Here is a 22057-nt window from a genome sequence, read left to right as displayed (position 1 = left end):
ATATTCGCGGAACGGAAACATTTCGTCAAGAATTGGCGACCGAATGCAATCCCTTGTAGGAACGGTCATCGGCCGTGAAAAATACGCCGCAGGGTTTCAGACACACCCTACAAGCCCTTCGCGGCCACAGACCGCTCCCACAGGCGATCGCATTTCACCCGTGGGAGCGGTCATCGGCCGCGAAAAGCGCACAGCGGTATACCAGACACACCCTACAAACCCTTCGCGGCCACAGACCGCTCCCACAGGCGATCGCATTTCACCCGTAGGAGCGGTCATCGGCCGTGAAGGGCTTGCGAACCTACCGCTCGTGCAACGCTTCGGCGCGGGACTTGATGATGGGCTTGAGCAGGTAGCTCAGCACGCTCTTCTTGCCGGTAATGATGTCAACCGACGCCACCATGCCCGGGATGATCAGCAACGGCTTCTCATCGGAGCCCAGGTGGCTCTTGTTGGTCCGCAGCTTGATCAGATAGAACGTGTTCTTCTTTTCTTCATCCTGCACCGTGTCGGCACCGATCTGTTCGAGAGTGCCTTCCAGCCCGCCATAGATGGTGTAGTCATAGGCCGTGAACTTGATCATCGCCTTCTGCCCGGGGTGCAGGAAAGCGATGTCCTGCGGACGAATGCGCGCCTCCACCAGCAAGCTGTCATCCAGCGGCACGATCTCGGCCATGTCGCTGCCGGGCTGGATCACTCCACCCACGGTGTTGACCAGTACCTGCTTGACGATCCCGCGTACTGGCGAGGTCACCATGGTACGGCTCACCCGATCTTCCAGGCCCTTGGCCGTGGCCTGGGTCTTGGCCAGATCGGTACGCGCCTCGTTCAACTGGGTCAGCGCCTCGCTGCGGAACTTGCCGCGCGTTTCGTCGATCTTGCGCTGCACCTCGCCGATGGCCGCCTGGGCCCGCGGCACTGCCAGCGTGGTACCGTCGAGCATGCCGCGGGTTTCCACTTCCGAGCGCCGCAGACGCAGCACTTCGACTGGCGAAATCGCACCCCTGGCCACCAACGGCTCCGACATGCTGATCTCCTGGCGCAGCAGGTTCAGGCTGTTGCGGTACTGTTCGGCCTTGGAGCTGAACTCACGCAATTCCTGCTGACGCTGCACCAGCTGTTGCTGCAAGCCACCGATTTCATCGGCCAACTGCTGGCGACGGCTCATGTACAGCGACTCTTCGTTGGCCGCCTGGTTGGGTACCGACTTGCGTGCCTGGGCGGTAATGTTCAACGGCCGGTTTTCCACCTCGGCACTCAGACGCTCCACGCGCAGCTCCATGGCCACACGATCGGCTTCGGTTTCGCCGACATTGGAAGCGAAACGTGTGTCGTCCAGACGAATCAGCGGTGCGCCCGCCTCCACGATCTGCCCTTCCTTGACGTAGATCTGGGCGACGATACCGCCCTCCAGGTTCTGGATTTTCTGGATCCGCGACGAAGGGATTGCCTTGCCGTCGCCCTTGGTCACCTCGTCGATCACCGCGAAGTGCGCCCAGGTGAGCAGGAACACGAAGAATGCGATGACGCCCCAGATGGTCAGGCGCACGATGCGCGGCGCATCGTCGATCAGCGCCTTCTCGACCTCGGGCAAGGGCTGGCCTTCCAACGAATCGGAGCCCTTGAAATAACGTACGAGGGAATTCTTGAAGCCGCCGGAAGAGGATTTAAGCAACACTGATCTGCCCCTTCTTCAACGCTTCCATGACAGCAGCCTTCGGCCCGTCAGCCAGAATCTGCCCACGGTCGATCACCAACAGGCGGTCGACCAGGCTCAGCAGCGAAGCGCGGTGGGTAACCAGAATCACGGTCTTGTTCTCGATGACGGCTTGCAGGCGCGCCTTCAGGCGCTCCTCGCCGGTGTTGTCCATGGCGCTGGTCGGTTCGTCCAGCAAGAGAATCGGTGGGTTGAGCAACAGTGAGCGCGCCAATGCCACGTTCTGCCGCTGGCCGCCGGACAGGTTCTGTCCGCGCTCGCCGACCTGCAGTTCATAGCCCTGCGGATGCAGGCGGGCGAATTCATGCACGCCGGCCAGTTCGGCGGCCTGCAGGACCATTTCATCATCGACGTAGCGGGCCCCGGACACCAGATTGTCACGCAGCGTGCCGGACAGCAGCTGAATGTCCTGCGGCACGTAGCCGATGTTGTGGCGCAGTTCGCTGACGTCGATCTGACGAATGTCCACGCCATCGACCAGCAAGGAACCGGCATCCGGCTGGTACAGCCCCACCAGCAACTTGGCCAGCGAACTCTTGCCCGAACCACTGCGGCCAATGATGCCGATCTTCTCGCCGGGGCGCACGGTCAGGTTGATCCCGTGCAAAGCCTGGTTCTGCTGATTGGGGTAGGTGAAATCGACGTTGCGAAACTCCATCGCACCCTGCAGCACCTGACGGCTCAGCGGACGCTCGTCGAAGTTGCGCTCCTGCGGCAGCTCCATCATCTGGTCGACCGAGACCATGGTGACCTTGGCCTGCTGGTAGCGAGTCAGCAGACCGGACAACTGTGCCAATGGCGCCAGCGCGCGACCGCTCAACATGTAGCAGGCCACCAGGCCGCCCATGCTCAGGTTGCCTTCGATGATCTGATACACACCGAAAATGATGATCGCCACACCAGCCAGTTGCTGGATCAGCAGGGTGATGTTCATCGCCAGGCTGGACAGGGTCTTGACCCGCAATTCCAGGCGGCTGAGCGTGCCGATGGTCTGTTCCCACTGGTACTGGCGCTCGCTTTCGGCGTTGTTGACCTTGACCGCATCGAGTCCGCCCAGGGTCTCGATCAGGCTCGACTGACGCTCGGCGGCCAGGGCCATGGTCCGCTCCAGGGTCTTGGTCAGCGGCTTCTGCAAGAAATGGCCGATGCCCAGCGCCAGCGGGAAGGCGATGATCGGAATCCATACCAGGTGCCCACCCAGCAGGGCGATGACCAGCAAGATCAGAATGGTGAACGGCAGGTCGATCAGGCTGGTCAGGGTCAGCGACGTCAGAAAGTCGCGCATGCCCTGGAATTCGTGGATGTTCTGCGCGTAACTGCCTACCCGAGCCGGGCGGCTTTTCATCGACATGCCGACGATGCGTTCGAACAGCGTCGCCGAGATGATCAGGTCGGTCTTCTTGCCGGCCAGATCCAGGCACAGGCTGCGCAGGCCCTTGAGCAACAGGTCGAACAGATAGGCACCGCAGATCCCCACGGCCAGCACCCACAGGGTCGCGGTGGCCTGGTTGGGCACGACTCGGTCGTACACGTTCATCACGAACAAGGGTGCAGCCAGGGCGATGATGTTGATCACCAGGCTGGCGGCAATGGCGTCGGCATACAGCCAACGCGAGCGCTTGAGGGTGTCACGGAACCACGAATGAGCGCGGGGGATCAGCGAGCCGTTGGTAACGTCGAACTTGTGCTGCGGCTGAGCGAAAAACACCCGGCCAGTGAAGTCTTGAGTCAGCACCTCGCGCGCCACGCGCACTTCACCGCCATCGCTTTCGCTGAGCAGCAAGCGCGCGGTATCGCCTTCCCAGCCCAGCAGCACGGCGCACCGTGCGTCCTTTAGCATCAGCATGGCCGGCAGTGCGATGGACGGAATCTGATCCAGCTTGCGCTGCAACACGCGGCCCTGCAGACCGGCACGCGCGGCGGCGCGCGGCAACAGGTCAGCGGTCAGGCGCTGCGAAGGCAGCGGCAGGCCTGTGGTCAGCATGGCCCGGCTGGCGGGCTTGTGATGCAGCGAGCACAGGGTCAGCAGGCCATCGAGCAACGGGTCGTCGTGCTGACTGCGTGGATCCTGGCTGAGTAGTACCGAACTTAATTCCGAATCCACGCTGACACTCTCTTATCGCTCATTGAACACCTTGGTCCCATCGGGATCATTTCATCCCGCCTGGTCTTGTAGCGGTTTGGGTTGTATCTGCACAACGGATGCCAGCGTACACGGGGGTGGCTGGCTGCGCATGGGCTCGTTTGATGAATGGCCGTCGAGGGTGTTTCACCGCTGAGCCAAGTCACCCGCTTCTGCAGCCTCATTCGCCAAGCAACGGTCGGTCACCATTGGCTGCTCCGAGTGTCATTCAGAGATTTTCTTCAATAAACACAAAGAGTTAACGGTTATTACTTGCACACTAAGTATTACGAACTTTCTAATACGATGTTTGTCCATCGGTCGGCACTATCAGTGCGGCATTTATCGATGACTTGCCTACATGCGTTTCACATCCCCGACTTGCATCATTGGCACAAGCTTATCAGCGTGCTCATGCACGGGCTACGCGGCGCCCACTCTGTGCCTGGCAGGATTCGTGCTACGTGCAGCCTTTGACTGGACCTGGTCGCGAGAACATCCCTCGTGCCATTGGCTGCGATATTTCACAAGCGACTTTTTTTGTCACATCCATCTGCAAAAAACGTCAGTCGCAGTCGTCTTGACGTCAATGAACTCACCCTGTTGAAGCGTTTTGCATAGCCGAGAAATATCAATGTGACATTACACAATGGATTGTTTAGGATGGCGCCAAATAGGTCAATACATTGTCAGAAAGTTCATTTCTGCGACTTTTAGACAATTAGTTGGCGTCAATATTACAGCATAAAAATGTACCGAATGCCCGTCGCCGTCTCTGGTGATGTTCAGGCACCGTACCAACGAATGGTCACCCCCGGAGAGTCCCCTACATGAGCAGTGTTGTTGCCATCGTCAAAAGCATTGTTGGCCAAGTGTTCGCAGTGTCCCCAGAGGGGATTCGCCGTGTGCTCATCGAAGGGGATCGTCTGTTCGCCGGAGAGCAAGTGGTTACCGGCGCCGCGGGTGCCGTTACGCTGGAGCTGGCTGACGGCCGCACCATCGATCTGGGACGCGAAACGCAATGGAGCGCCAACACCCCGGACTCCAGCACTGATCTGAGCGCGGCCACTGCCCAGGCGGCCCCTTCGGTAGCGGAATTGCAGCAGGCCATCGCGGCCGGCGCCGACCCTACCCAAGACCTCGAAGCTACCGCTGCAGGCCCCGGCGCCAACGACACCGGCGGTGATGGCGGCGGCAGTCACAGTTTCGTATTGCTCAGTGAAACTGCGGGTGAAGTCGATCCAACCGTGGGCTATCCCACCGAAGGCCCAAACGGCGCTGCAGGTCCGAACGCGCGGGAGATCGTGGGCGATACCAACCCGATCAACGCTGATACCGATGCCGACGGGCCAGTCCTGCGCACCGCTACGCTGACCGTGACCGCTACAACCGCCATCACCGAAGCCGGCGGCGTGATTACCTACACCGCCACCCTGACCCAGGCGCCGTCCAGCGACCTGACCGTCACCTTGTCCAACGGCCAGTCGGTGCTCATTCCCGCAGGCCAGACCACGGGCGCGGTCAACGTCACCGTACCGGACACCAACACGCCATATATCGACCCGTCGCAGATTTCCGTGGTGGTCACCGGCACCACTGGCGGTGGCGATCTGGTGGTCACTACCGACCCGACCCCAGCCGTTACCCGTGTCGACGACACCATCGACGTCACCACCGTGACCCTGACCGTGGGCAACAACCCGGTCACCGAAGGCACCACCATCACCTACACCGCGGTGCTCACCAACCCGGCGCAGACGCCGGTGACCGTGACCCTTTCCGACGGCTCCACCATTACCATCCCGGCAGGTCAGTCTTCGGGGTCGGTCGATGTCGCCGCGCCGGCCAATGACGTCTACAACAACCCGACGACCATCAACACCACGATCACCGGTGCTACCGGCGGCAACTTCGAAAGCCTGGTGCCAAGCCCGGCGCCCGCAGTGGTCAATATCGTCGACTCGATCGATCCGACGACCGTCGTCCTGACCGCTACCGTCCCTGCGGGCGGCGCCCTGGAAAACGGCACTATCGTCTACACCGCTACCATCGGTGCGCCAGTGACTGGCTCGCCTGTTGTCGTGACCCTGTCGAACAACCAGACCATCACCATCGGTGTGGGTGAAACCAGCGGTTCGGTTTCTTTCCCTCTGGGCAACGATGTCTACAACGGCGCTGACACCGTCAGTACCGCGATCACCGGCGTAACCGGTGGCAACTATGAGCAACTGACTCCGAACACCACGCCGGTAGTAACGCCAGTCGGCGATAGCATCGACGTCACCAACGTCGTGCTGACCGCCACCGTCCCTGCGGGCGGCGCTCTGGAAAACGGCACCATCGTCTACACCGCCACCGTCGGTGCGCCAGTGACTGGCTCCCCGGTTGTAGTGACTCTGTCGAACAGCCAGATCATCACCATTGCCGTAGGCGAAACCAGCGGCACGGTTTCTTTCCCTCTGGGCAATGACGTCTATAACGGCGCTGACACCATCAGCACTGCTATTACTGGCGTGACTGGCGGTAACTTCGAACAGCTGACTCCGATCACCACCCCAGTCGTGACCCCAGTGGGCGACAGCATTGATGTGACCAACGTCGTGCTCACCGCTACCGTCCCTGCAGGCGGCGCCTTGGAAAACGGCACCATCCTCTACACCGCCACCGTCGGTGCGCCTGTCACTGGCTCCCCGGTTGTAGTGACTCTGTCGAACAGCCAGATCATCACCATCGCTGTCGGCGAAACCAGCGGCACGGTTTCTTTCCCACTGGGCAACGACGTTTACAACGGCGCTGACACTGTTTCTACAGCCATTACCGGTGTGACTGGCGGTAACTTCGAACAGCTGACCCCAATCACCACTCCAGTCGTGACGCCAGTCGGCGACAGCATCGACGTCACCAACGTCGTGCTCACCGCCACCGTCCCTGCGGGCGGCGCGTTGGAAAACGGCACCATCCTCTACACCGCCACCGTCGGCGCGCCTGTTACCGGCTCGCCTGTTGTCGTGACCCTGTCGAACAGCCAGGTCATCACCATCGCCGTCGGTGAAACCAGCGGCACGGTTTCCTTCGCGCTGGGCAATGACGTCTACAACGGCGCTGACACCATCAGCACTGCGATTACCGGCGTAACCGGTGGCAACTTCGAACAGCTCACCCCGAACACCACTCCAGTGGTGACGCCTGTAGGCGACAGCATCGACGTCACCAACGTCGTCCTGACCGCTACCGTCCCTGCGGGCGGCGCTCTGGAAAACGGCACCATCCTCTATACCGCCACCGTTGGCGCGCCAGTAACTGGCTCACCAGTCGTCGTGACCCTGTCGAACAACCAGATCATCACCATCGCCGTGGGCGAAACCAGCGGCACGGTTTCCTTCGCGCTGGGCAACGACGTCTACAACGGTGCCGACACCATCAGCACCTCGATCACCAGCGCCACCGGTGGCAACTACGAGCAGCTGACTCCAATCACCACCCCAGTCGTGACGCCAGTCGGCGACAGCATCGACGTCACCAACGTCGTCCTGACCGCTACCGTCCCTGCGGGCGGCGCTCTGGAAAACGGCACCATCCTCTACACCGCTACCGTTGGCGCGCCTGTCACCGGTTCGCCGGTTGTCGTGACCTTGTCGAACAACCAAGTCATCACCATCGCCGTCGGTGAAACCAGCGGTTCGGTTTCCTTCGCGCTGGGCAACGACGTCTACAACGGTGCCGACACCATCAGCACCGCGATCACCAGCGCCACCGGTGGCAACTACGAGCAGCTGACTCCAATCACCACCCCAGTTGTGACGCCAGTCGGCGACAGCATCGACGTCACCAACGTTGTGCTCACTGCCACCGTCCCTGCAGGCGGTGCTCTGGAAAACGGCACCATCCTCTACACCGCCACCGTCGGCGCGCCAGTGACTGGCTCGCCGGTTGTCGTAACCCTGTCGAACAGCCAGACCATCACCATCGCCGTCGGCGAAACCAGCGGCACGGTTTCCTTCGCGCTGGGCAATGACGTCTACATAGGCGCCGACACGATCAGCACCGCGATCACCGGTGTAACCGGCGGCAACTTCGAACAGCTGACCCCGATCACCACGCCAGTCGTAACCCCGGTTGGCGATATCATCGATGTCACCACCATCGGCCTCACCGGCGATGCGTCGGTCACCGAAGGCCAGTCCGCGACCTATACCCTGACATTGAGCAACCCGACCAATGTCGACACGCAGATCACCCTGAACCTGAGCTACGGCGGCACTGCTTCGCGCAGCGACTTCCAAGGTCCGGATACGATCACCGTGACCATCCCGCGCGGCCAGACCAGCGTGCAATTCCAGCTGCCGATCCTCGATGACAGCCTGGTGGAAGGCCGCGAGAACGTCGTGGTCACCATCGCCACGCCGACCGGCGACAACTTCGAGAGCCTGGTGGTCGATCCCCAGGCGTCCAGCGTCGATACCGCGATCATCGACAACGATGCTCCGGTGGTGGGTGACAACGACGGCGTTCCAGGCAACAAGCTGACGGGCACCGAAGACACCGTACTGGCACTGGACTGGGCCTCGTTCAACATCCAGCCGACCGCCAACCCCGGCCTCGACCTGGGCATCAAATTCACCAGCCTGCCGGCGAACGGCTCGCTGCAGTTCAACGACGGCACGGGCTGGAGAGACCTGACCCAGGCCGATCTGGGCACCACCTTCAGCAAGGCCCAGATCGACACCGGCGCACTGCGTTTTGTCCCGGTAGCCGACGAGTCGGGCAGCGACGCCTACAACAACGGTGGCACAGGCGACCAGCGCAGCGATTACGCCAACTTCACCTTCACCCCAACGGTCGATGCCCTGGTGGGCAAGCCGGGCACCATGGTCATCGACATCAGGCCGGTGGCGGACGTCCCCATGCTGTCCGTGGCCCAGGGTATCTCGGGTCTGATCAAGTACACCTACACCGACTTGCAGGGCCTGGGCACCAACGGCGAAGGCGCTGATCCTGCACTGATCAAGTCCACCATCGAAGCGGCCGGCAGCCGTCCGGGCGTGATCATTTCCGATGTGGGCGACGCCAACATCGTGCAGGGCACCGGGACCAAGGTCACCGGCCTGATCTTCCTCGAAGCCGGCAAGGTCTACACCTTCAGCGGCAAGGCCGATGACGGCCTGCTGATCAATGTCGGCGGCAAGGACCTGGACGGCGCTCACTGGGGCGCAGGTATCGACCCAACCTCGGGCGACTACAGCGGCAGCATCACGCCGACCGAAACCGGCTACTACAGCATCGACCTGTACCACTACAACCAGAACGGCCCAGGCTTCTACGGCCTGAACCTCTCGGTCGACCAAGGTCCTGCGACCTCGATCGGCCAGAGCGGCGTGCCGGTCTACAGCGATATCAGCGACATCATCAAGCAGGGTATCGATGTGGTTCCGCACGTCGACGCCAATGGCGATGGCTACTACGCCGGCTACGAACTGAACCACGGCGCCGAAGACACCGCGATCCAGCTGAGCTCCATCGTTGTTTCCTTCGGCGATGTGCGCGACGGCTCCGAGCAGCACGTTCTGCAGATCAGCGGCATTCCGGTCGGCGCAGAACTGCGTGACGCCGCTGGCCACAGCTACACGGCCCAAGCTGGCGGCAACGGCACGGCCAACATCACCGACTGGGATCTGACCACCCTGACGTTCACCCCACCGACCGATTTCAACGGCACCGTGGCCCTGACCGTCACGGCCATCGCCACCGAAAACGCAGACCCGGCGAACCCGGCGTCGGTCAGCCAGCAATTGAATGTCATTGTGGACCCGGTCACCGACGTGACCAACGTGGTCCTCACTGCCGAGGTTCCAGCAGGCGGCGCGGTCGAGAACGGCACCATCGTCTACACCGCCACCGTCGATTCGCCGGTGACCGGCGCACCTGTGGTGGTCACCTTGTCCAACAGCCAGGTAATCACCATTGCCGTCGGCGCCACCAGCGGTTCGGTGTCCTATGTCATCGGCAACGATGTGTACAAGGGCGCTGATACCGTCAGCACTGCAATCACCGGTGTGAGCGGCGGCACCTACGAGCAACTGACCCCGATCACTACCCCGGTCGTCACCCCGGTTGGCGACAGCATCGACGTGACCACCATTGGCCTGACCGGCGATGCGTCGGCCACCGAAGGCCAGTCGGCCGTCTACACCCTGACCCTGAGCAACCCGACCAACACCGACACCCAGGTGACCCTGAACCTGACCTACGGCGGCAGCGCGACACGTGCCGATTACCAAGGCCAGGACAGCATCACCGTGACCATTCCGAAGGGCCAGACCAGCGTCCAGTTCCAGCTGCCCATCGTCGATGACAGCCTGGTCGAAGGCCGCGAGAACGTCGTGGTCACCATTGCCACGCCGACCGGCGACAACTTCGAAAGCCTGGTGGTCAACCCGCAGGCCGCCAGCGTCAATACCACCATCATCGACAACGATGCTCCGGTGGTCGGCGACAACGGCGACAACAACGGCGTGGCCGGCAACAAGCTCAGCGGTACCGAAGACACCGCCGTGGCACTGGACTGGGCCTCGTTCAACATCCAGCCGACCGCCAACCCCGGCCTCGACCTGGGCATCAAGTTCACCAGCCTGCCGGCGAACGGCTCGCTGCAGTTCAACGACGGCACGGGCTGGAGAGATCTGACCCAGGCCGACGTGGGCACTACCTTCAGCAAGGCCCAGATCGAAACCGGCGCACTGCGCTTTGTCCCGGTAGCCGACGAGTCGGGCAGCGATGCCTACAACAACGCCGGCACCGGTGATCAGCGCAGCGACTACGCCAGCTTCACCTTTACCCCGACGGTCGATGCCCTGGTGGGCAAGCCGGGTACCGTCACCATCGACATTGCGCCGGTGGCCGACGCGCCGATCCTCAGCCTGACCCCGGGCTACGTCGTTGCGACCGGGCTGATCAAGTACACCTACACCGACCTGCAGGGCCTGGGTACGACTGGCGAAGGCGCCGATCCTGCGCAGATCAAGTCCACCATCGAAGCGGCGGGCAGCCGTCCGGGCGTGGTCATCGCCGATGTCGGTGACAGCAACATCGTGCAGGGCACCGGGACCAAGGTCACCGGCCTGATCTTCCTCGAAGCCGGCAAGACCTACACCTTCAGCGGCAAGGCCGACGACGGCCTGCTGATCAACGTTGGCGGCAAGGACCTGGGCACTGCTCATTGGGGTGCTGGCATTGACCCGACCTCGGGCGATTTCAGCGGCAGCATCACCCCCGCTGAAACCGGCTACTACAGCCTCGACCTGTACCATCACAACCAGAACGGTCCAGGTTTCTATGACCTGAACCTCTCGGTCGACCAGGGTCCTGCGACCTCGATCGGTCAGAGCGGCGTGCCGCTGTACACCGACATCGCCGATCTGGTGAACCAAGGCATCAACGTCACCTCGCACGTCGATGGCAACGGTGACGGCTACTACGCCGGCTACGAACTGAACCACGGCGCCGAAGACACCGCGATCCAGCTGAGTACCATCAACGTCTCGTTCGGCGACACCCGTGACGGCTCCGAGCAGCATGTGCTGCAGATCAGCGGCATCCCCGTAGGCGCAGTGCTGCGTGACGGCGCCAACCACAGCTACCTTTCCAACGACGGCGGCACTGGCACAGCCGACATCACTGGCTGGGACCTGAAAACCCTGAGCATCACCCCACCGGCCAACTACAACGGCACTCTGGCCTTGACCGTTACGGCCACTGCCACCGAAAGCGCCGATGTGGCCAATCCAGCGTCGGTCAGCCAGCCGTTGAACGTCATCGTCGACCCGGTTACCGACGTCACCAATGTCGTGCTCACGGCACAAACGCCTGCAGGCGGCGTGCTGGAAAACGGCACCATCGTCTACACCGCGACCGTAGGTGACATCGTGACCGGCACACCGGTCGTCGTGACGCTGTCGAACAACCAGACCATCACCATTCCCGTGGGTCAGACGTCGGGCTCGGTGTCCTACGTGGTTGGCAACGATGTGTACAAAGGCGCCGACTCGATCGCCACCACGATCACTGGCGCCACCGGCGGCACCTACGAGCAACTGACCCCGAACACCACCCCGGTCGTGACCCCGGTTGGCGACAGCATCGACGTGACCACCATCGGCCTGACCGGCGATGCGTCGGCCACCGAAGGCCAGTCGGCCGTCTACACCCTGACCTTGAGCAACCCGACCAACACCGACACCCAGGTGACCCTGAACCTGACCTACGGCGGCAGCGCGACACGTGCCGATTACCAAGGCCAGGACAGCATCACCGTGACCATTCCGAAGGGCCAGACCAGCGTCCAGTTCCAGCTGCCCATCGTCGATGATAGCCTGGTCGAAGGTCGCGAGAATGTTGTGGTCACCATTGCCACGCCGACCGGCGACAACTTCGAAAGCCTGGTGGTCAACCCGCAGGCCGCCAGCGTCACTACCGCCATCATCGACAACGATGCTCCGGTGGTCGGCGACAATGGCGACAACAACGGCGTGGCCGGCAACAAGCTCAGCGGTACCGAAGACACCGCCGTGGCACTGGACTGGGCCTCGTTCAACATCCAGCCGACCGCCAACCCCGGCCTCGACCTGGGCATCAAGTTCACCAGCCTGCCGGTCAACGGTTCGCTGCAACTCAAAAACGACAATGGCGAGTGGAGAGATCTGACCCAGGCCGACGTGGGCACCACCTTCACCAAGGCCCAGATCGACAACGGCGCACTGCGCTTTGTCCCGGTAGCCGACGAGTCGGGCAGCGATGCCTACAACAACACCGGCACCGGTGATCAGCGCAGCGACTACGCCAGCTTCACGTTCACTCCGACGGTCGATGCCCTGGTGGGCAAGCCGGGCACCGTCACCATCGACATCGCGCCGGTGGCCGACGCGCCGATCCTCAGCCTGACTCCGGGCTACGTCGTTCCGACCGGGCTGATCAAGTACACCTACACCGACCTGCAGGGCCTGGGTACGACTGGCGAAGGCGCCGATCCTGCGCAGATCAAGTCCACCATCGAAGCGGCAGGCAGCCGTCCGGGCGTGGTCATCGCTGATGTCGGTGACACCAACATCGTGCAAGGCACCGGGACCAAGGTCACCGGCCTGATCTTCCTCGAAGCCGGCAAGACCTACACCTTCAGCGGCAAGGCCGACGACGGTCTGTTGATCAACGTTGGCGGCAAGGACCTGGGCACTGCCCATTGGGGTGCCGGTGTCGACCCGACCTCGGGCGATTTCAGCGGCAGCATCACCCCCGCTGAAACCGGCTACTACAGCCTTGACCTGTACCATCACAACCAGAACGGTCCAGGCTTCTACGACCTGAACCTGTCGGTCGACCAGGGTCCTGCGACCTCGATCGGTCAGAGCGGTGTGCCGCTGTACACCGACATCGCCGATCTGGTGAACCAGGGCATCAACGTCACCTCGCACGTCGATGGCAACGGTGACGGCTACTACGCCGGCTACGAACTGAACCACGGCGCCCAGGACACCGCGATCCAGCTGAGCACTATCAACGTCTCGTTCGGCGACACCCGTGACGGCTCCGAGCAGCACGTGCTGCAGATCAGCGGCATCCCGGTAGGTGCAGAACTTCGTGACGGCGCCAACCATGTATACAGCGCGAAAGACGGTGGCAACGGCACGGTCGATATCACCAACTGGGATCTGACCACCCTGACCATCACGCCGCCGACCGACTTCAGCGGCACCTTGGCCCTGACCATCACGGCCACCGCCACTGAAAGCGCCGATCCGGCCAACTCGGTATCGGTCAGCCAGCCGCTCAACGTCATCGTCGACGCCGTGAACACCGCGCCAGTGGTGATCATGGACGAGCAGGTAGTCTTCAACGAAGGCTCGGCAGAATCGGTCAACCTGGTCTCGGGCCTGAGCATCAGCGACAAGGACAACAGCGCCGGCGATCAACTGCAGGGCGCGAAGATCGTCATTCAGAACACCATGGCCGGTGACACCCTGAGCTCGGCGTTCGAAACCGGCAATGGCACCACTGCCCAAGGCATTGGCTACAAGGTCGGTGGCGTTGCCAGCGATGGCACCATGACCATCACCCTGGAAGGCATGGCCAGCCGCGCCGCGTATCAGGAGCTGATCAACTCGATCAAGTTCCAGGCGACCGGCGAGCATCCGGAAAGCACCGTGCGCCAGGTGTCGGTCGAAGTGACCGATACTGGCGTGCAGAGCAATGGCGTGAACGGCGCGACTTCGGTGGTGGCCAACAGCATGCTGGCGGTCAAGCCGGCAGTCGTCGTAACCCTGTCCGCCGAACCGCAGGCAGTCGAAGGCGGTGTGATCAAATACACCGCGACCCTGACCGACCTGCACGGCAATGCCGTCAACGCCCTGGAAACCGTCCGGGTCGACATCGGCAATGGCGACAGCATCAGCATTGCCAAAGGTGCCTCGGCAAGCGCCATCACGGTCGCTGCGCCGCTGGATGACGTCTACAAGGATGCCGACTCGGTCAGCCGCACTATCCAAAATGTGACCGGTGGCGGCGACGTCACATTGGTCCCAGGCACCACGCCGGTCAATGTGCTGGTAAACGACACCATCGACGCCACCAAGGTCACCTTGAACGCCACCTCGGCGGTCAACGACGGCGGCGTCATCACCTACACCGCCACGCTCGACCATGCCGCCGACAAGGCTTTGAAACTCGTGCTGTCGAACGGCCAGACCATCGACATCGCCGCCAATGCCAAGCAAGGCTTCGTCAACTACACGGTGGGCAACGATGCATCGCGCGCCGGCATCCTGACCGTTGCCATTGCTGGCATCGCCAGCGCTGCCGATGGCAAGCTGATCGACGGCAACTTCGAAAACCTGCAGTACAAGGATGCCTCAGCCAGCACCACCGTGACCGGTCCACAGACCACCATTGGTATCACCGGTGCCGAGCGGATCATCGAAGGTCAGTCGGCGATCTACACCCTGACCCTGAGCAACGAAACCAAGAGCCAGGTCACCGTCACCCTGAACTACTCGGGCAAGGCCGCCAACGGCGCGGACTTCCAGGGTCAGACCACCGTAGTCATCGGCGCCGACAAGTCCTCCGCGACCTTCCCCATCAGCGCCCTGAGCGATCAACTGCGCGAAGGCACCGAACAGCTGGTGGTGACCATCGACTCGGTCACCGGTGGCAACTTCCAGAGCCTGACCACGGATCCGGCCCACGCCAGTGTCGCCATCAACATCATCGACAACAACTTGGTGGTCGATACCGCCACGGTCGATGAAGGCGTCACACTGAACGGCAACGTGCTGACCAATGATCGCGACGGCGACAACAGCCTGACCGTGGCCAAGTTCAGCATCGGCGGCACCAGCTACGCGATGGACGCCAGCGGCCATGCCTCGGCGCCGGTCACCGCAACCGTCGGCAACCAGTCGGTAACGGTCGGCAACCTCACCATCGCCAGCGATGGCAGCTACACCTACACTCCGGTCAAGGCCTACGAGAACTGGAGCGGCAGCCTGCCGACGGTCACCTACACCACCGATACCGGTGCCGTGAGCACCTTGAACGTCACCGTGGCGCCCGTCAGCGATACTCCGCTGCTGAGCGTTGCCAATCCGACTTCGTGGACCCTGTCTGGCGACGCCAGCACCGTCACCAGCGGCCAAGTGAGTCAGTTGGGCGAAGCGTGGAAAAACAGCGATGCCAACGGCTACATCGAGGTCAATCCGTACAGCCTGTATAACGGCTCGGCAGACACCACCAAGGTCATCGAGCTGGAAAGCTACCTCGGCGCCCCCGGCGACCTCTATACCGTCGTTGGCAATGCCAAGGCGGGCTCGCTGTACACGCTGGAATTCGACTATTCGCCGCGTAAAGGCCATGAAGGCGATTCCGACGTCAAGGTCATGTGGGGCGACAAGGTTGTGGCCGTGATCAACGGCACCACACCGGGCATGGTGCACTACAGCCTGCAGCTGCCGGTAGACAGCACCGCCAGCAAGACCTTGACCTTCGCTTCGGTGGACAAGAACTCGTACGGTGGCCTGCTGGACAACATCACGCTGTCCACTACCGGCAACACCGGCGTGGCCGGCAAGGCAATCGCGCTGTCAGCGATCTCTTCGGAACTGGTCGACCGTGACGGCTCCGAAACCCTGACCACGACGATCTCCAACATCCAGGCCGGTGCCACCCTCAGCGACGGTACCCACAGCTTCACGGCGAGCAGCACTGCCCAGACGGCGGATGTCAGCAACTGGAACCTGGCTGCCCTGACGCTCACCACCGCAGCCAACGCCCCGGTCGGCGACATCAACCTGAAGGTCAATGCCACTGCCAAGGACGGCAGTGCCGAGGCCGCATCGGCTGCCGAGCAAACGCTGACCGTGCACGTCGTGGCGACGCAGCAGAGCTACAGTGTGATCACCGGCAACGCCGGCACCGAAACGCTGGACGGCACCACCGGCCGCGACATCATCGTCGGCGACGTGACCCCGACCCAGACCCAGAACGGCGCCAGCTACAACATCGCCTACATCCTGGATCGCTCGGGCAGCATGAAGGACACCCTGGCCAGTGCGAAGGACTCGGTCGCCACCGCAATCCAGCAGCTCTCGCAGAACCTGGGCGGCGGCACGGTCAAGGTGACCATCGTCGACTTTGGCACCGACTCCAAGCAAGGCGCCACGCTGACGCTGACGCCGAACATGTCGGTGGATGCCATCAAGGCAGGCCTGGGCCTCAATGCGATCACGGCAACCGGTGGCACCAACTACGAGTCGGCGTTCTTCAAGGCGGCGACCTGGTTCAACGGTACCGAGGCCACCAGCAACACTGGCGCGGTGAAGCTCAGCTACCTGATCACCGACGGCGAACCGAACTACTACCTCGACGCTGCCGGCAATCGCCAGGGCAACGGCTCTACCACCACCAGTGCCGTCATCGATGGCTCCGCCGAAGGCTTCGCAGCCTTGGCCAAGGTGTCGACCGTGGAAGCCATCGGTGTTGGCAACAACGCCAACAGCGCCACCGTGGCAACCTTGCAGAAATTCGACAGCGATGGCGAAGTACAAAGCAAGATCGACGTCACCAATATCGCTGCGGCACTGAAAAACAGCCTCATTACCGCCGGTGGCGACACCATCAACGGCGGCGAGGGTCACGACATCCTGTTCGGCGACACCATCTCCTTCACCAAGGCAGGCGTGACCACCGAGGGCACGACGGCGCTGAGCGAGTACGTGAAGTCGGTCACCAACACCAGCTCCGTCACCTCCGAGCAGGTGCATGACTACATCACCAAGCACGCCAGTGAGTTCAACGTCGGCGCTGCCAGCTCAGACGGCCAGGCCGGTCTGTTCACCGTCGCCAAGGGGGGCAACGACTTCCTCAACGGCGGTGATGGCAACGACATCATCTACGGCCAGCGCGGTGATGACACCATTCGCGGCGGCGCCGGCAACGATGTACTGTTTGGCGGCGCCGGCAAGGATACGTTCGTGTGGAAGACCGGTGACGTAGGTACCGACACCATCAAGGACTTCAGCCATGCCGAGGGTGACAAGCTGGACTTGTCCGACCTGTTGCCATCGGACGCCGAGACCAACCTGGCGAACTACTTGAAGCTGAGCACCGACACGGCCGGCAACTCGACCCTGCAAATCAGCACCAAGGGCGGTATGACCTCGGCTTCGGCCACGGTCACGCCAGATGTCACCATCAAGGTCGACAATGCGCATTGGGGCAGCGGCACCGATGCCATCAAGTCGCTGATCTCCGGTGGCGACCTGCTGGTCAAGCACCACGACTGATGCAGTCGGCGGCCAGCCCATCGGGTTGGCCGCCAATGTCATCCACTGGTTCTGAATCCGTGTAATCTCTGCCGAGACTGCCCTGCAGTCTCGGCAGGTTTTTTTCGATGGGAGCGCTTCGATGTTCTACGTGCAACGCGATCGACAAGGTGCATTGGTCCGCGTGGAAGCGGCAGCCTATGCCGAAGCCACAGAAACCCTGCCGGCCGATCACCATGAAATACAGGCGTGGTACGCCAACGATGTGGTCGAAACCAGCCTGAAACAGCTCAAGCAGAGCGATCTGGACATGATTCGGGTACTCGATGACCTGATCCAGGTACTGACCAGCAAAGGCATCATCCGTGTGACCGATCTACCGGCAGCGGCCCAGGCCAAGCTCAAGGATCGTTCCAGCGCACGGGTGGCGCTTGGCGGCCTGAATCAGTTGATCAACGACGACGAAACCGGCTTGATCTGAAGCCTGCGCCCCCTCCACCACCGCGCCCGAAACGGCACGGTCCGAAGGCAGGCGAAGGCACCCACAACCTAGTCAAGCTTCCAGGGCTGCGGCTCGCCCACCAGCTGTCCTTGGACGCCGGCAATACCCATCTCGCGAATCACCTGCAACTCCCCTTCCGTCTCGACCCGCTCGGCAATCAGCGGCAAGTCGATACTGTGCGCTGCCCGCTGAATGGCTTCGATGAACAGACGCTTGTGGCTTTCCTCGTTGATCGCACGAATGTAGCTGCCGTCGATCTTCAGGTAACCAAGGCCCAGGTGGGCCAGGTTGCCGATCATGCTGAAACGCCCGCCAAACCGCTGCAGGCTCAGGCTGTAGCCCAGGCTGCGCAAACGCCGCGTGAGCTGCTCGAGCACGTTCTGCTCGGGAATTTGTTCCTCGCCTATCTCCAGGGTAAGGCGCGAGCCCAGGGCGGGATGCTGCGCCAGTCTCTCGAACAAGCCCTCCAATGCCTGCGGATCGTTCAAGGTAGCCGCCGACAGGTTCAAGGCGAGTGTGGCATCGTGCTTGCGCAAATGCTCCAGGACCAGCTCCAGCATCAGCCGATCCAGTCGCGCCGACCAGCCGAAGCGTTCCAGCCAAGGCAGAAACCGACCAGCGGCGACCGCCTGGCCCTGCTCGTCGATCAGCCGTGACAGCACCTTGTGATGCAGCACGCGCGTGGTATCCACGCTGCTCACCACCGGCTGGAAGTACAGCTGGAAGCGGCCTTTGGCCAAGGCCTCGTCGAGCAGCGTGTGCCAGGCGTGGTGGTCATTCTCCACGGTGGCCAGCGCCATGTGCTCCAGACACACCCAATTGCACTCGCCAGCACCCTCGGCTTGCGCCAGGGCCTCGTCCGCCAGCTTGAGCAATGCCTGAGGGTCGTCACCGGGGGTGTACGGCGCCAGTCCGAGGTGAGCCACCGGCAGCAGATCGGTAGCGCCGGTCTGCGCCAGACTGCGCAGGTTCGCGTCGAGCTCCTGAGCGAGCTGCTGAGCCTCTTCGCGCACCATGCCTGGTGCCAGTATGGAAAACTCGCCACCCCGGCTGCGGGTGATCAGGTTGTGCGTCTCAGGGTGACGCGCACAGGTGCGCAGCAACTGCTGCCCCACTGCCTGCAGCAACTGATCGGTTCGCTGTCCGCCCAGGCGCTGGTTGAGGCCTGCCAGATCGTTGATACGCAACAGCACCAGATAGCCCGCACTGGCCTCCTCCAGGTTGCTGACACGCGTGTGCAGCTGCATCTCGAAGTAGCGTCGGTTGGCCAGGCCCGTCAGACTGTCCTGGTACGACTCGATACGCAGCCGTTCACTGCGCACGGTCTGCTCGTGGAACAGTGCCTTGAGCTTTTCCACCATCTGGTTCATCGCCTGCACCACCCGGCGCAGCTCGGGAGTGCGCGGCAGATCCGGCAGGCTGAGGAATTCCCTGCGTGCAATGGCGTGCGATTGCTCGACCATGTAATCCAGCGGCTTCAGCTGGCGACGCAACAACAGTGCACCCAGCGCAGCACTGACCGCGCCGCACAGCAACAACCAGCCCAGGCTGCCCAACGCGCCCTGCCACAGCTTGGCCACGGCAAACATCGGATGGCTGACCACCTCGACCCGCGCTGCCTGCTCCCAGCCGCGGCTGACGATCGCGTCACCGCCGGCCGGTGCCAGGTTGATCATCTTGACGAACCAGGCCGGCACGCCGCTGCCGTCCGGCTCGGCCGCACGCTCGACGATGACACTGTCGTCCGCCAGGTTGACCACGCGAATGCTGGCGTAATAGCCGCTGTCGAAGATCGAGCTGACCATCAGTTCGACCATTGCCGGGTCGTCGATATTGGGCGTGAGCGACAACGCCAGTGCCGTGGCCGCATCCTGGGCATGCGAGCGCAGCTGGTTGACGTACTGAGTGCGCGAACTTTCCAGGCTGACCATGAAGCTGCCAGTGAAAGCCACCACCAGAAACAGGCATATCGCGATCAACAGTTGTTTGAACAGAGACATCGTTGCTCCACTTAATAATCCAGACTCGCCGGAAAGCCTTCTGCGGTCATTTTCTTCAGTACGTCCTGCCAACGCGACAGGCGCTTGGTATCCCCTACCTTCTTGTTGCCACCAGCGCCGGTGAGCCACAACCCTTCACCGTTGAAGGCGTAGACCGGCAGCAAGTCCTGGCGCTGGCTGGCAGGCAGAATTGGGTCCATCAGACTGTCCAGCACCAGGGGCATGGCCGTCGGCGTGGCGTAATAGGTGAGCACCATGTGCGCGCGGTTCTGTCGCAACGCCTTGACGTAAGTGATGCGCAGTTTGTCGGCGGCGACGCCCAAGTGGCGCAGGCTGAAGTACTTGGCGATCGCGTAGTCCTCGCAGTCGCCGGCGCCCTTGAGCAGCGACTGCACCGGCGTGGCCCAATAGTCGACTTCGCGCCACAGATCGAGATCCTCTCGATACCGTAGTTGATGATTGAAGAACTGATTGACCACTTCCAGTTGCTCGCCCTCGCTCAACGGCTTCTGGGTTGCCAGCAACCGTTGCCACGCATCAATGCGCTGTGCGCCTTCGCCCAATGGCCCATACAGACCCTCGGCACGGCGACTGATCTGATTGAAGTCCCAGTCGGCGCGAAGCCCGCCCAGCAATGTGCCTGCCAAGGCAAAGGCAATCGCAAGACAGCGCACCGTCTGTAGGTACTTCAGCCGTGTAACCAACGTGTTCGATCCGCCAGGGAGGCACCGCAGCCCACCATGGTGCGGGGGCGCATGACAAAAAACAATGGCACGATGAAATCACTTTCTCGTGAGCCTGTGCAGCCTGTTCGTCGCTTCAACACTGCACTTCGTCTGGCTACCGGCTTGGGAGGGTGTTATTCAAACGTGCCAGCTTTCAATGTGTAACTGGTTACGTCACGATGGCGCAAATTGATTGAGGTTGTTTGGCGTGACTGAAAAATCCACTGTGCTGGCCAGCATTCTGGGCAGTGAACAGGTGCCGGCACACTTGGCACGCTCGGTGATCGAAGAAAGGATTCGCGCCGCGATCTATGACGGGCGCCTGCCATGTGGCATGGCCATCCGGCAGCAAGAACTCGCCACCCTGTTCGGCGTCAGTCGAATGCCCGTGCGCGAAGCGCTGCGCCAACTCGAAGCACAAGGTCTGCTCAAGGTGGTGCATCACAAGGGCGCGGTGGTGGCCCCCCTGATCAATCACGATTCAGTGGAAACCTACGCCCTGCGCATGCTTCTGGAATGCGAAGCCTTGCGCCTGTCGGTGCCCTTGTTGGACGAGCCCGATTTCGCCTTCGCCCAGGACTGCATCGAACGCCTGGAACGGACATCGGACTACGTCGAGATCAGTCGCCTCAACCGGGCCTTCCACAGGACGCTTTACGCACAGGCCGGTAACCGCCGGTTATTGCATTTGATAGATGAAGGACTCATTGAGGAAGAGCGCTTCCTGCGCTTCAATCTGGAAGCCATGGGGTTGCGCAATATGGCTCAGGACGATCACCGCAACCTGTTGCAGGCTGCAAGGCAACGCGATGTGATGCTGGCTGTCGAGTTGCTGCGAGAGCACTTGCAGCNAAAACCCCTACCTGCTTACGCAGATAGGGGTTTCGGAATTCAATCTTGACGATGACCTACTCTCACATGGGGAAACCCCACACTACCATCGGCGATGCATCGTTTCACTGCTGAGTTCGGGATGGGATCAGGTGGTTCCAATGCTCTATGGTCGTCAAGAAATTCCGTGTGCCGGGTTGGCTTAGCCAACCTCAGCGAAATATTGGGACTTCTACTTATAGACAAAACCCCTACCTGCTTACGCAGATAGGGGTTTCGGAATTCAATCTTGACGATGACCTACTCTCACATGGGGAAACCCCACACTACCATCGGCGATGCATCGTTTCACTGC

At 61.9% G+C, this 22057-nt stretch carries 6 protein-coding genes, 1 rRNA gene and 1 pseudogene; 3 read left to right on the top strand and 5 right to left on the bottom strand.

What is annotated here, in order from left to right:
• Nucleotides 1–301 precede the first annotated feature (301 nt).
• The gene (locus IFT98_RS07405; protein WP_122714232.1) at nucleotides 302–1678 is read right to left on the bottom strand and encodes an HlyD family type I secretion periplasmic adaptor subunit; all 1377 of its coding nucleotides are present in this window, start codon (nucleotides 1676–1678) and stop codon (nucleotides 302–304) included.
• The gene (locus tag IFT98_RS07400) at nucleotides 1668–3821 is read right to left on the bottom strand and encodes a type I secretion system permease/ATPase (RefSeq protein WP_192047919.1); all 2154 of its coding nucleotides are present in this window, start codon (nucleotides 3819–3821) and stop codon (nucleotides 1668–1670) included. Before IFT98_RS07400 ends, IFT98_RS07405 begins: the two co-directional genes overlap by 11 nt.
• Nucleotides 3822–4669: 848 nt before the next feature.
• Here IFT98_RS07400 and IFT98_RS07395 point away from each other — a divergent pair.
• Both IFT98_RS07395 and IFT98_RS07390 read left to right on the top strand, forming a co-directional pair.
• Complete coding sequence (locus IFT98_RS07395; RefSeq protein ID WP_192047918.1) at nucleotides 4670–17665, top strand: retention module-containing protein; 12996 nt, start codon at nucleotides 4670–4672, stop codon at nucleotides 17663–17665.
• A gap of 121 nt (nucleotides 17666–17786) precedes the next feature.
• Nucleotides 17787–18125, top strand: a complete 339-nt coding sequence (locus tag IFT98_RS07390; RefSeq protein ID WP_122714730.1) for a tryptophan synthase subunit beta — start codon at nucleotides 17787–17789, stop codon at nucleotides 18123–18125.
• 68 nt (nucleotides 18126–18193) lie between these two features.
• Here the strand turns inward: IFT98_RS07390 and lapD are convergent, their stop codons facing one another.
• Together lapD and lapG are read right to left on the bottom strand one after the other, a co-directional pair.
• Entirely contained in the window at nucleotides 18194–20146 is a 1953-nt protein-coding gene (gene lapD / locus IFT98_RS07385; RefSeq protein ID WP_192047917.1) for a cyclic di-GMP receptor LapD, read from the bottom strand.
• Between the two features lie 11 nt (nucleotides 20147–20157).
• Nucleotides 20158–20850, bottom strand: coding sequence for a cysteine protease LapG (lapG, locus tag IFT98_RS07380; RefSeq protein ID WP_192047916.1), 693 nt, complete (start codon nucleotides 20848–20850; stop codon nucleotides 20158–20160).
• Between the two features lie 229 nt (nucleotides 20851–21079).
• Here lapG and IFT98_RS07375 point away from each other — a divergent pair.
• A pseudogene (locus IFT98_RS07375) lies at nucleotides 21080–21722 on the top strand (GntR family transcriptional regulator); the annotation flags it as partial.
• Between the two features lie 44 nt (nucleotides 21723–21766).
• Here IFT98_RS07375 and rrf read toward each other — a convergent pair.
• Nucleotides 21767–21882 (bottom strand): 5S ribosomal RNA (gene rrf / locus IFT98_RS07370).
• Nucleotides 21883–22057 lie beyond the last annotated feature (175 nt).

The sequence above is a fragment of the Pseudomonas sp. CFBP 8770 genome, from assembly GCF_014841705.1.
GTDB lineage: Bacteria > Pseudomonadota > Gammaproteobacteria > Pseudomonadales > Pseudomonadaceae > Aquipseudomonas.
This window is presented reverse-complemented; position numbering and strand designations above follow the sequence as displayed.

Excerpts from the sequence above, each read along its gene's own strand:
- IFT98_RS07395 (WP_192047918.1), top strand. The coding sequence starts at position 4,670 with ATGAGCAGTGTTGTTGCCATCGTCAAAAGCATTGTTGGCCAAGTGTTC.
- IFT98_RS07390 (WP_122714730.1), top strand. The coding sequence starts at position 17,787 with ATGTTCTACGTGCAACGCGATCGACAAGGTGCATTGGTCCGCGTGGAA.
- lapD (WP_192047917.1), bottom strand. The coding sequence starts at position 20,146 with ATGTCTCTGTTCAAACAACTGTTGATCGCGATATGCCTGTTTCTGGTG.